Source organism: Pantoea sp. GM_Pan_4 (assembly GCF_026541005.1).
GTDB lineage: Bacteria > Pseudomonadota > Gammaproteobacteria > Enterobacterales > Enterobacteriaceae > Pantoea > Pantoea dispersa.
This window is the reverse complement of sequence record NZ_JALNUZ010000004.1, coordinates 61977-74766: the sequence shown is the minus strand read 5'-3', so window position 1 is coordinate 74766 and position 12790 is coordinate 61977. Positions and strand designations below refer to the sequence as shown.

General features: G+C 57.0%; 9 protein-coding genes. 6 read left to right on the top strand and 3 right to left on the bottom strand.

What is annotated here, in order from left to right:
- Nucleotides 1-51: 51 nt before the first annotated feature.
- Nucleotides 52-2616, bottom strand: a complete 2565-nt coding sequence (locus OXR61_RS11500) for a diguanylate cyclase (protein WP_267412192.1) — start codon at nt 2614-2616, stop codon at nt 52-54.
- A gap of 343 nt (nt 2617-2959) precedes the next feature.
- Entirely contained in the window at nt 2960-3571 is a 612-nt protein-coding gene (locus OXR61_RS11495; RefSeq protein WP_021509320.1) for a phosphatase PAP2 family protein, read from the bottom strand.
- Between the two features lie 229 nt (nt 3572-3800).
- Between OXR61_RS11495 and udk the strand changes: the two genes are divergently transcribed.
- From udk to asmA, 3 genes are all read left to right on the top strand, one after another.
- Nucleotides 3801-4439, top strand: coding sequence for a uridine kinase (udk, locus tag OXR61_RS11490; protein WP_010615887.1), 639 nt, complete (start codon nt 3801-3803; stop codon nt 4437-4439).
- Between the two features lie 120 nt (nt 4440-4559).
- Nucleotides 4560-5141: a dCTP deaminase gene (gene dcd / locus OXR61_RS11485; protein ID WP_021509321.1), complete on the top strand. Its 582-nt coding sequence runs from the start codon at nt 4560-4562 to the stop codon at nt 5139-5141.
- Nucleotides 5142-5200: 59 nt separating this feature from the next.
- Nucleotides 5201-7000, top strand: coding sequence for an outer membrane assembly protein AsmA (gene asmA, locus OXR61_RS11480; RefSeq protein ID WP_021509322.1), 1800 nt, complete (start codon nt 5201-5203; stop codon nt 6998-7000).
- A gap of 118 nt (nt 7001-7118) precedes the next feature.
- Here asmA and OXR61_RS11475 read toward each other — a convergent pair whose 3' ends face one another.
- Nucleotides 7119-8687: a TerC family protein gene (locus OXR61_RS11475; RefSeq protein ID WP_021509323.1), complete on the bottom strand. Its 1569-nt coding sequence runs from the start codon at nt 8685-8687 to the stop codon at nt 7119-7121.
- A gap of 789 nt (nt 8688-9476) precedes the next feature.
- On the opposite strand from OXR61_RS11475, the gene wbaP reads away from it, so the two are divergent.
- From wbaP to OXR61_RS11460, 3 genes are all read left to right on the top strand, one after another.
- Entirely contained in the window at nt 9477-10910 is a 1434-nt protein-coding gene (gene wbaP / locus OXR61_RS11470) for an undecaprenyl-phosphate galactose phosphotransferase WbaP (protein WP_021509324.1), read from the top strand.
- Nucleotides 10911-11209: 299 nt separating this feature from the next.
- Nucleotides 11210-12340 carry a polysaccharide export protein gene (locus OXR61_RS11465; protein WP_031280061.1) on the top strand — a complete coding sequence of 377 codons (1131 nt, stop codon included), beginning with the start codon at nt 11210-11212 and terminating at the stop codon, nt 12338-12340.
- Between the two features lie 9 nt (nt 12341-12349).
- On the top strand, nt 12350-12784 hold the full coding sequence (locus OXR61_RS11460; protein ID WP_021509326.1) for a protein-tyrosine-phosphatase: 435 nt from the start codon (nt 12350-12352) through the stop codon (nt 12782-12784).
- Nucleotides 12785-12790: the final 6 nt, after the last annotated feature.

Below are 12790 nucleotides of genomic sequence, written 5' to 3'. Positions count from 1 at the left end.
GGGGCGACTTTAGCGCAGCCAACGCGGGCTGGCAATGGGCAGCGCCGCAGTTTATCCCTGAACTTCCTGGTAAACCTGATACTGGCCGCGCCCGGCGTGTTTGGCGCTGTAACAGGCGACATCGGCCTGCGACATCACCACATTGCTGATGCAGTTATGCTGATCGATTTGCGTGATACCGGCGCTGGCGCCGACGTGATACGGCCGGTCCTGCCACATAAAGGTAAAGTCATGCACCGCGCTGACGATGCCCTGCACCACCTCGCGCACCTGGTCAACATTGCTGTAGGGCAGCAGCAGGCCAAATTCGTCACCGCCGAGGCGCGCCAGCACATCGCTATTGCGCAGGTGCTGCTGCATGAGATCGGCCAGTGCGCGCAGCAACGCATCGCCAGCGGCATGGCCGGCGGTATCGTTGACCGCTTTAAACTTATCCAGATCGATAAACACCAGCACGTGCTCACTGTGATGCGCGGCGGCGTCATTCACCAGTCGCTTTAGCTGCTGTTCAAAGCTGTGACGGTTCGGCAGGCGAGTCAGCATATCGTGAGAGGCGCTGTAGCTCAGGCGTTTCATCATGCGGCGCGACTCGCTGACGTCATGAATGACCATTACGGCACCAATGTCGCTGCCGGTCAGGGTTTTCAGCGGCGTGATGCTGTAGTGAATCTCGACCTGGGCACCATCCGGGGTATGCAACACCAGCTCCTCTTCCAGGTCCGGTGTGGTTTTGCTGGCGGGCAGGCTGCACAGCAACAGATTCTCCACGCGCGGCCCCTGCGCACCACGCGTAATCGTCAGCAGTTCGCTCAGCGCCACGCCAGCCGCTTTCGCCTGCGGCCAGCCGCTCAGCGTCTCGGCCACCGGATTCATGAAGGTCACCCGCATCTCATCGTCAGTACAAATCACCGCTTCACCGATCGAGTCGAGGGTGATCGCCATACGTTCCTTCTCCTGGAACAGCGCTTCATTCAGCGTGCGCAGCGAAGTGATGTCCTGGCAAATGCCGAGCATGCGTTCGATCTGCCCATCCTTACTGATGATGCTATTGGCCTCGGAGCGCACGTAGCGCACGCCCTGCGGCAGATTGATGCGGTACTCCAGCTGGAAGGCGCTGCGGCGTTCAATCGCCTGCTGAATGGTGAGCGCGGCCGCTTCACGTTCCTGAACATCGACCAGATGCAGCCACAGGTCGTAGCTCGGTACCCGGTGCGGCTCCAGCGCAAACAACTCGTACATGCGCTTGTCCCATAACATCTCGCCGTTTAGCAGGTTCCACTCCCACACGCCGATGCCGCCCGCTTCGTTGGCCAGCGTGATGCGCTCCATCAGCCGCTGGTTGACCTGCTCGCTCTGCTTCAGCTCGGAGATATCCACAATCTGCGCGATAAAGTAGAGCGGTTGCAGCCGCGCATCACGCACCATCGAGACTGTGAGGCGTGCCCAGACGATCTCGCCATCTTTGCGGAAATAGCGCTTCTCCAGGGTATAGGTCAGGATCTCACCGGCGATCAGCCGCTCCAGCTGCTGCAGGTCGCTGTTGAGATCGTCCGGATGGGTGATCTGCTGGAAGGTGAGTTTTTTCAGCTCTTCCGCCGCGAAGCCCAGCGTGCGGCACAGCGACTGGTTGACCTGCTGCCAGCCGCCTTCCGGTGATACCAGCGCCATGCCGATGGCGGAATACTCCATGGCGTTGCGGAAGCGGGTTTCGCTTTCGCTGATGTGGTGCTTTTCACGCTGGAAGGCATCCATCACCAGCGACATTACGTGGCTCGGCAGCAGCACCAGCAGAAACGGCAGCCAGGTGCTAACCTGGCCGAGCAGCAGATCGTTGCGCGCCAGGTTGACCCAGTCGAGCGCCAGCAGCAGCGAGATAAAGCTGGCGTTGAGGAAAAACAGCAGAAAGGCTTCGAATTTGGGCAGGCGCACCGCGCACCAGAACAGAATCACCACGATAAAGGTAAACGGCCACGGCAGGAAGCGCAGCGCCAGATAGCTGGCCAGCAGCGTGACGATCAGCGTGAGCAGCGTCTCCAGCTGACGTTCCGGCGTGATCAGCTGGCGCAGGGGTTTATCAGGCCACAGCAGCAGCACCGGACCGAAGGCCAGTACGCCAATCACTTCAGAGATCACCCAGGTGGAGAAAAACGGCAGCGAGGCGTGGCCGTCGACGTGCAGCATCCACAGCGCCACCACGCCGCCCAGCAACGGCGCGATCAGGCCCGCAGCCAGTGCAAAGCGTATCCAGTCGGCCAGTGAGTTGAGCGGTGCTTTGCGGTCGAGCAGCGCGCGCAGCATCAGCCCGCCGAGGATGGCCTGCACCATATTAAGGATGGCGAATTTGACATTGCTCAGGGCCGGGCCGATCACCAGCAGATTGGCCAGCGCCGTGCCGAGCACGCAGCTGGCCAGCAGCAGCGGTACCTGTCGCGAGGGGGCGCGGAACACCACGACGGTCATTAACGCGGTGGAGTACCAGAGCGGGGAAATGCGGCCGCTGACGACAATCAGTTCCAGACAGAACAGCGTCAGTAAAAATGCCAGCGCGCAAAGCAGCAGGGCGCTGAGCCACTTTTTTTGCGGATTATTCTGCGAGGTTACTATCTCAAGAGTCATGCACGAATCCAGCAGCGCGCATTGATTACTCGAAGAAAAATGCGCCAGTCAATCTCTTAATCCATGCTAGCACATCTGTCAGATATCTTTGTGCGGAAATGTTTTTTTGCGGCCTGCATCCAGGTGCGCATGAATGCGCACCCGACAAAACCGTTGAAATCTGCTGGCAGTATCGCGCCTGCTGGATCTGCAGCGATTCAGGTAAGGACACGACAAATTGCACAATTTTGTAGCGGCGCGATTTATCGCGCAATAAATTGCGCCGCTACCGTATGTGCAATCATTTGTGGAACGTGTTCAAAACGTAATGGACAGACCTTACACCCTTTACCGCCCAACGCACTCAGCGGAACAAATCGGCGCGGGTGAAGGGCTTTTCCAGCCCGGCGAGGTCAGCGGAAAAACGCTCGAGGAACTGCTGGGTGGTGGCGACGCGGCCGTGGCCCATCAGCAACAGCGGAATCAAAAATGCCACTGCCACCTGCACCACGCTAAAACCCTTCAGCGCGGTGCGGCGCTGGCTCAGCAGGAACGCGCTGCTCAGGGTAAAGCCCAGCATCAGTCCGGCCAGCACTTCACTCACCGAGTGCGCATGGATCACCAGGCGCGATAATCCCACCATCAGCGGAATCAGATAGCCGATACCGATAGTCAGGGCGCGCCAGAACGTAGGCCAGCGGCCGGAAATCAGCCACATCATCACCGGCCACAGCGTCGCTGACATCGCGCTATGACCGCTGAAACCGGTAAAGTTGTAGCGCGCGCTGCCAATGCCGAAGCCGAGAAACATAATTTTCGAGATGCTGACCAGCAGGCCCGCCAGGCCAAACGCCAGCAGCCAGTACCAGACGGTGCGACGGTTGTCGCTTTTCCATGGCAGCACCAGTGCGATGATCACCGCAGTGGGGATCAGCAACATACTGTCGCCGAAATAGGTCAGGGTTCTCCAGCTCATACTTTTCCTTGCAACGACTATCGGGCTCCCGCCAGTCACACGGCGGGCAGAGAAACAGTGTATCGATTAAGCCGCTGGCTGCAAAACGGGATAGTCTGAAAAGGCGGCGCGCCGGTTTTCACTGGCATCAACCCGGTGAAATCCCTATAATTGCCGCCAACTAACCCTCTCAATCGGCCTGTTTTTGTGCAGACAGAAACCGGCTCCAGTTATCAGGTCTTAAAAAAGTATGACTGACAAGTCTCATCAGTGCGTGATCGTTGGCATTGCAGGTGCATCCGCATCCGGAAAAAGTCTTATTGCCAGCACGCTCTATCGTGAAATCCGTGACCAGGTCGGTGACGAGCATATCGGTGTGATCCCCGAAGATGCCTACTATAAAGATCAAAGCCACCTCACCATGGAAGAGAGGGTGAAAACCAACTACGACCATCCGAGCGCGATGGACCACGATTTGCTGCTGCAGCATCTGCGCGCGCTGAAGGCCGGCGAAGATATCGACCTGCCGGTTTACAGCTACGTTGAGCACACCCGCACCGACGAGTGTATTCACCTGAAGCCGAAGAAAGTAATTATTCTGGAAGGAATTCTGCTGCTGACCGATGCACGGCTGCGCCAGGAGCTTAACTTCTCGATTTTCGTTGATACCCCGCTGGATATCTGCCTGATGCGCCGTATGAAGCGCGACGTCAACGAACGTGGGCGCTCGATGGACTCGGTGATGAGCCAGTACCAAAAGACCGTACGCCCGATGTTCCTGCAGTTTATTGAGCCTTCCAAGCAGTATGCCGACATCATTGTGCCGCGCGGTGGTAAAAACCGCATCGCCATTGATATCCTCAAGGCCAAAATTAACCAGTATCTTTGACGACGCCCGTCCGGTTCAGCGTGACCGGAGCGGGACACCGTGCGTCCGGATGGACGTGACGCGAACGGTTTGTCACAACCTGACCACCTTTCGCTACACTTAAATCATGGAGTTTCTGCGATGAGATTATGCGATCGCGATATTGAAAGCTGGCTGGACAGCGGCAAGCTGGCCATCGATCCCCGTCCGCCGGTTGAGCGCATCAACGGTGCTACCGTGGATGTGCGCCTCGGTAACCAGTTCCGCACTTTTAGCGGCCACACCGCACCGTTTATTGATTTGAGTGGTCCAAAACACGAAGTGAGCGCGGCGCTGGATCGCGTGATGAGCGATGAGATCGTGCTGCCGGAAGGCGAAGCGTTCTTTCTGCATCCGGGCGAACTGGCGCTGGCGGTAACGCTGGAATCCGTCACCATTCCCGACGATCTGGTCGGCTGGCTGGATGGCCGCTCGTCGCTGGCGCGCCTCGGGCTGATGGTGCACGTTACCGCGCACCGTATCGATCCGGGCTGGCAGGGCCGCATCGTGCTGGAGTTTTACAACTCCGGTAAGCTGCCGCTGGCGCTGCGTCCCGGCATGCTGATTGGCGCACTGAGCTTTGAACCGCTGTCCGGGCCGGCGGCGCGTCCTTACAATCGCCGCGAAGACGCCAAATATCGCGGGCAGCAGGGCGCTGACGCCAGCCGTATTGATAAAGACTAACGTTTCTCCTGGAGTGATTTCGCGCCAGCGGCCTGAAATCTGACGGTGATGAGGATGCAATGAGAAGACTGATAACCACGCTGGCCATCCTGTTAGTGGTGGTCGTAGCGGGCATGACGGCACTGGTGTTGCTGGTCAATCCCAACGACTTTCGTACCTATATGGTACAGCAGGTAAAACAGCGCAGTGGTTATCAGCTTGAAATGAGCGGCGACCTGCGCTGGCACGTCTGGCCGCAGCTCAGCATTCTGGCGGGCCGCATGAGCCTGACCGCGCCCGGTGCCAGCCAGCCGATGGTGACCGCCGATAATATGCGTCTGGACGTCAATCTGTGGCCGCTGCTGTCGCATCAGCTGAGCGTCAGCCAGGTGATGCTGAAAAACGCGATTATTCGCGCCACGCCGGACAGCGCGGTGCAGAAACCGCAGGGCGCGCCGATTGAGCCTGGCGACAGTGAACCGGCCATCGCCGCCAGCAATGGCTGGACCTTTAACATCAGTAAACTGCGCATCGCCGATAGCCTGCTCATCTGGCAGCAGCCGGGCGGTGACGAGTACAACTTCCGCGATCTCAACCTCAATCTGAATCAGGACGATAACCGGCAGGCCAGCGTTGAGCTGGCGACACGCGTGTCGCGCAATCAGCGTAACCTCAGCCTGAACCTGAAGGGGCAGATGGACGTGGCGCACTATCCGCACCGTATCAGCGGCCAGCTGGATGAGCTGGAGTACACGCTGGACGGCGCGAACCTGCCGCCGCAGGGCATTAAAGGGACTCTGAGCGGGCAGGCGCAGTGGGATGGCGACCAGCAGCAGTTTGCGCTGAGCAAGCTGCAGTTAACCGCGAACGACAGCGCCCTCGACGGCAGCGCTGAGGGCCGGCTGGCCCTGCCGCAGCAGCTCAACCTCGCGCTGCACGCGACCTCGCTCAATCTGGATAACCTGATGGCCAGCGCGCCCGCCAGCGATAACAGCACCACGCAGCAGGCTAACGTGATGCGCACGCCGGTGATCGCTGAGCCGCACGCACACAATAACGCCGACTCGCCGCTCAATAGCATGGATTTGCAGCTGACGCTCGACGCTGACAGCAGCGTGTGGCGCGGTCTGACGCTCAGCAATCTGCAAATTGACGCCCGCAATCAGCGCGGGCTGCTGACGCTCAACAAGCTGCAGGGCAAATTTGGTGATGGCCACTTTTCCATTCCCGGCTCGGTGGATATCCGTCAGCCGGTCACGCAGGTGGCGTTTCAGCCGGAGCTGAGCAGCATTGCCATTGCGCCGCTGCTTAAAGCGCTGGAACTGCCGGCTTCGCTGCAGGGCACGGTCTCGCTCAAGGGCGACATCAGCGGTGCCGGGCTGAGCGTGGCGGAGGCGAAACAGAACTGGCAGGGTAATGCAGAACTGGAAGCCACTAATCTGCAGCTGGCGCAGCTGAATCTGCAGCAGATGGTGCGCCGCGCCGTGGCGCGCGTCAGCAATCGCGTCAGTAACGATCAGCCGGATGATCAGGGAATTGAACAGTTAAGCGGGCGCATCAGCCTGAAGCAGGGCAACGTCACGCTGCCGGATCTGCAGGGCGGCAGCAGCCGGCTGGCGCTGCAAACCCACGGCAACGTGGATGTGGTGAAGCAGCAGCTGGATGTCACCATTAATATGATTCTGCGCGGCTGGCAGGGCGACGACCGGCTGGCGAAAGTACTCAACGGCCAGCCGATTCCGCTGCGCATGTACGGCAGCTGGGGCAATCTGCAGTATTCACTGCCAGTGGACGACGTGGTGCGCCAGCAGTTGCAGGGCGAAGCCAAAACGCGCCTCAATCAGTGGCTGGATAGCCAGAAGTCTGCACCGCGGCAATAAAACCCGATGCCGGTGCGCATGAATGCGCACCCTACAAAAAACCGATGCTTTCCGTGTAGGGTCGCCATTTATGGCGACCAGCTAAGCAACACGCGATAAATCACGCCCCGGCACCGGGTTAAATAAATGGTGCGGGCGCGACCGGCACAATCTCGACTTTTTGCACCCGATGGTTCTCCACCTGCAGGGTGCGCAGCAGATAATCCCCGACGCGCAACTCCTCACCTTCGGCCGGCACGTGCTGCAGGCTATCCATCAGCAATCCCGCCAGCGTATGGTAATTGCGCCTCTCGTCGAGCGGCAGCGCTACGTATAGCGCTAAATCTTCCAGCGGCATATGGCCGTTGGCGATCCAGCCGCCATGTTCCGCAGGCTGAATATCGTAACGGGCATCAATCTCTTCCCCTTCATTGGGCAGGTTGCCGGCGATAGTCTCCATCACGTCGCTCAGCGTCACCACGCCTTCTACCGAACCAAACTCATCCACCACAAAGGCAAAATGGGTGCGCGCATGGCGAAACTGCTCCAGCGCCTGCAGCAGGGTGACGCGCTCGGGAAACACCAGCGGCTGGCGGATCAGCGCACGCAAATCCAGTGATTTACTGTGCAGCGACTGATGCAGCAGATCAATCACATGCACCACGCCCAGCGGCTCGCGTCCCTGTTCGGTGATTAGCAGGCGCGTATGCTGGTTGCGGTCGAGTTTATCCATGATCGACTGCGGGTCTTCGCTCAGATCGATGTGCTCGACGTCATGGCGTGACGTCATGATGCTGTTGATCTGGCGCTGACCCAGACCCAGCACGCGCATGATCATGCGCCGCTCCTGACGGTTAAACAGCGCTGCGCCCTGGTTATCGCTCAGTAGCGATGCCGTGTCGGCATCCAGATCGGCGCGCTGCGCTTCACCGCGCAGAATGCGCAGCACGGCTTCGGCAGTGCGCTGGCGCAGCGGCCGTCCGGCGGTAAGAAAACGGCGGCGATTAAACAGCGCCAGCTGGTTAAAGATCTCAATCACAATCGAGAAGCCAATGGCCGCGTACAGATAGCCTTTCGGGATGACGAAGCCGAAACCCTCTGCCACCAGACTAAAGCCGATCATCAGCAGAAAGCTCAGGCAGAGAATCACAATGGTAGGATGGCCGTTAACGAAGCGCGTCAGCGGCTTGCTGGCCAGCAGCATTAACAGGATGGCGATGGTCACGGCGATCATCATCACCGGCAGGTCGTTGACCATACCGACAGCGGTAATGACGGCATCAAGTGAAAAGATGGCGTCCAGCACCACGATTTGCGCCACCACCGGCCAGAATTTAGCACCGCTGTTATTTTGACCCGATTCCTCGTCGCTGCCCTCCAGCCGGGCGTTCAGTTCGGTGGTGGCTTTAAACAACAGGAAGATACCGCCGCCCAGCAGCAGCAGGTCGCGTGCGCTGAAGCTGTGCTGGAGGAGGGTGAACAGCGGTTGGGTCAGCGTAACCAGCCACGACAGCGACGCCAGCAGCACCAGCCTTGACACCAGCGCCAGCAGCAGGCCGAACACCCGCGCGCGGTCGCGCAGCGTCGGCGGCAGCTTCTCCACCAGGATGGCGATGAAAACCAGGTTATCAATACCCAGCACCAGCTCAAGAACGATTAGCGTGACTAATCCTGCCCAGAGCGACGGATCGATGATCCACTCCCACATACTTTCATCACCATAATGTCTAAAAATGAGCTTAGTCTGATGATAGTTAATCGTCAGACAGGGTACAAATACGCCCCGGCCGCGCGGAAGTCGCGGGCTGGCGGCTTATTAGGATTAATCTTACCTTGTTCAGCCGGGCGATAAGTGAAAAGTATGGATAAACATCCTGTGTGGATGAAGACCACTATTTATTCTTATCCAGCGGCAAAAGCGTACATTTTTAATGCGACTAATCTGAAGACGGGTATCGAATTATTCTGAAATTTGGCGTGAAATTGCCTGGCGGGACTGGCATCAATACTTATGGCTGGTAGTCTTTTTCCTAAAATAGTGCAGGGAAGACGGGGCCTACTTGTAAACAAGCCAGTAATAACTAGTATAGCAACGTGTTAGTAAATGTCTGCGCCAATGTTGTTAATAGCGCGCTGTTTAGCTTCTTAATGTTGTGAATTGTGATCGTGCACGGGTTAAGGCGGGTATTTCCCGGCGTGGCGACAAAGCGCGGACAAAAAATAGGGTGTTGTAAGCGGTATTGGCAGCGACAGCCAAGGGCGGTAGCGTGCCTGACGTGGTTTTCACAGGTTAAGAATTGTCTGGCCTTGCGGCAAAAGGAAGTCAGACTAATCTGTTGGTATTTATCACAATTTTCTTGCTTAACTGGAAAGAGAATTGGCCTAAATGCCGGGGAGTTCGCCGCAGTTTGTCTCGCTGGTTTAGTTAGTGCATCGCTCATTAATTACTCAGGCTTAGGCGTTAGGGATTAAGGGAAATAAAATAAAAGAGTCAAATATGCGCGATAATGAATTTACATATAAAAGTCTTCTGACAAAAATTTTACTGGCGTGCTCGGATTTAATTTGTTTCAACGCGGCATTGTTTATTGCACTCGCGCTGATTAATTCGTTCGCCGATTCTCCACTGGCAGATATTTCTGAAAAAGACCTCAACTTAAAAATCGCCACCCATGTCTGTCTGTCCTTAATTTGTACAGGCTGGTTCTGGGTTCGCCTGCGTCATTATACCTATCGCAAACCCTTCTGGTTTGAGCTGAAAGAGATCTTTCGTACCATTCTCATTTTCTCTGTCATCGATTTGTCAATTTCAGCATTATCACAATGGCAGATGTCCCGTTTTGTCTGGGTATTAACGTGGATTTTAGCGCTGGTGCTGATTCCGCTGGCGCGCGCTATTTCCAAACGCGTACTGAATCATTTCGGTATGTGGAAAAAGCAAACCATTATTATTGGCAGCAACCGTAACGCGCAGGAAGCCTGGCAGGCGCTGCAGAGCGAAGAGGTGATGGGCTTTGATGTGATCGCCTTCTTCGACGTCGATGGCAGCTGCCCGCAGGCCAGCATCTCCGGTGTACCGGTGCTGCATAACGAGCAGGAGCTGTGGCAGATGACCAACAGCGAAACCCAGTTTATCGTCGCGGTTGAGTTTGAGCAGAGTCAGCACCGCGACCGCTGGCTGAAAATGCTGGCGATGCATAACTGTCGCTCGGTCTCGGTTATCCCGACGTTGCGCGGCGTACCGCTGTACGGCACCGATATGGCTTACATCTTCAGCCATGAAGTGATGATTCTGCGTGTGAATAACAACCTGGCGAAACGCACCTCGCGCGTCCTGAAGCGGGCATTCGATATCGTCGGCGCGCTCAGCATCATCATCGCGCTGTCACCTGCGCTGCTGGTACTCGGCTTCATGGTTGGCCGTGATGGCGGACCACCGATTTACGGTCACGAACGTGTGGGTCTCAATGGTCGCAAGTTCAAGTGCCTGAAGTTCCGCTCAATGGTGATTAACTCGAAAGAGGTGCTGGAAGAGGTGCTGCGCACCGACCCGGTAGCCCGCGCCGAGTGGGACAAAGATTTCAAACTGAAAAACGATCCACGTATTACCAAAGTCGGTCATTTCATCCGTAAAACCAGCCTGGATGAGCTGCCGCAGCTGTGGAACGTCGTGCGCGGTGACATGAGCCTCGTTGGCCCGCGCCCGGTGATTGAAGATGAACTCTGCCGTTATGCCGGTGATGTTGATTATTACCTGATGGCAAAGCCAGGCATGACGGGATTGTGGCAGGTCAGCGGTCGTAACGACGTTGACTATGAGACGCGCGTCTATTTCGATTCGTGGTATGTCAAAAACTGGTCGCTGTGGAATGACATCGCGATTCTGTTTAAGACGGTCGGCGTGGTACTCAAACGCGACGGCGCTTATTGATAGACAGCAAGGGCAGGGGACGAAATAACGTTCCCGCCTGATAACTGCCGGTGCTGGGAGTGTCTGTAACTGATAACTGCCATTATCGAGCCCGAACAGAGCGGGTTATTAAGCCGCTTAACGATAACCCACTTTAATTGAAGTCGTCTGCAACCAGGATGACAACATAAACCAGGGAGCTAATGATAATGAACCTCAGTTTCAGTGTTTAATTCCTTGCCTTTATTTTTGTTAGACGCTTACACAGCGGCGTTTTCGCCTCTATCAATCATTAACTGATAGCGAAGAACCAGATGATAATGAAAACTAAATTGATACCGTTACTGGTATCCGCGACTTTCCTCTCCGGGTGCACCATCGAACCAGGTTCGCACCTTTCCACTAGCGGAAAAGATGTCATTGAGCAACAGGATAGCAATTTTGACATCGACAAATACGTTAACGTCTTCCCTCTGACGCCGCGTCTGGTTGAACAGATGCGTCCGAAGCCGCTGGTTGCTCAGGCTAACCCGCTGCTGCAGAACGAGATTCAGAGCTATCAATACCGCGTTGGCATCGGCGACGTACTGAACGTCACCGTATGGGATCACCCTGAGCTGACCACGCCGGCCGGTCAGTACCGTAGCGCCAGCGACACCGGTAACTGGGTGCAGGCAGACGGTACCATCTTCTATCCGTACATCGGTAAAGTACGCGTTGCAGGCCGCACCGTGACGGAAATCCGCAGTGAAATCGCGCGTCGTCTGGCGCAGTTCATTGAAAGTCCGCAGGTGGATGTCAACGTGGCCGCGTTCCGTTCGCAGAAAGCCTACGTGACCGGTTCGGTCACCACGTCCGGCCAGCAGCCGATCACCAACGTGCCGCTGACCGTGCTGGATGCGGTGAACGCCGCGGGTGGCCTTGCCGCCGACGCCGACTGGCGCAACGTGGTGCTGACGCACAATGGCCGCGAGCAGCGCATTTCGCTGCAGGCGCTAATGCAAAACGGCGACCTGAGCCAGAACCATCTGCTCTATCCGGGCGATATCCTTTACGTACCGCGTAACGACGATCTGAAGATCTTCGTGATGGGCGAAGTGAAACAGCAGACCACGCTGAAGATGGACCGCAGCGGCATGACGCTGGCTGAAGCGCTGGGTAACGCACAGGGCATGGATCAAACCACCTCTGACGCCACCGGCGTATTTGTCATTCGTCCGATTCGCGGTGCTAACCGCACCAAGATCGCCAACATCTATCAGCTGAACACCAAAGATGCGGCGTCGATGGTGATGGGCACCGAATTCCAACTGGAGCCGTACGACATTGTCTACGTCACCGCAACACCAATCACCCGCTGGAACCGCGTGATTTCCGGACTGCTGCCGACCATCGTGGGTATCGACGATGCAAGCTCCGCAGCGCTGCGTTTCCGCAACTGGTCGGACTAAGGTTTTACCATGATTAAGTCAGTGTTAGTCGTCTGCGTCGGCAACATTTGCCGCTCCCCCACCGGGGAGCGTCTGTTTAAACGCGCACTTCCGCATACCCGTATCGCTTCTGCCGGTCTTGGTGCCCTCAAGGGCCACCCGGCGGATAAGACGGCCAGCGCCGTCGCCGCTGAACATGGCGTCTCGCTGGACGGTCATGAGGCTCAGCAGTTAACGGCCAGCATGTGCCGTGACTTTGACCTGATTCTGGTAATGGAGAAGCGCCACGTTGAGCAGGTGAATCGCATCGATCCGGCCGCGCGGGGGAAGACCATGCTGCTGGGCCACTGGCTTAACCAACAGGAAATTGCGGATCCGTACAAAAAAAGCCGTGAGGCCTTTGAAGAGGTTTACGGGTTACTGGAAAACGCTACCCAGAAATGGGTTAACGTACTAAGCCGATAGTTGGGA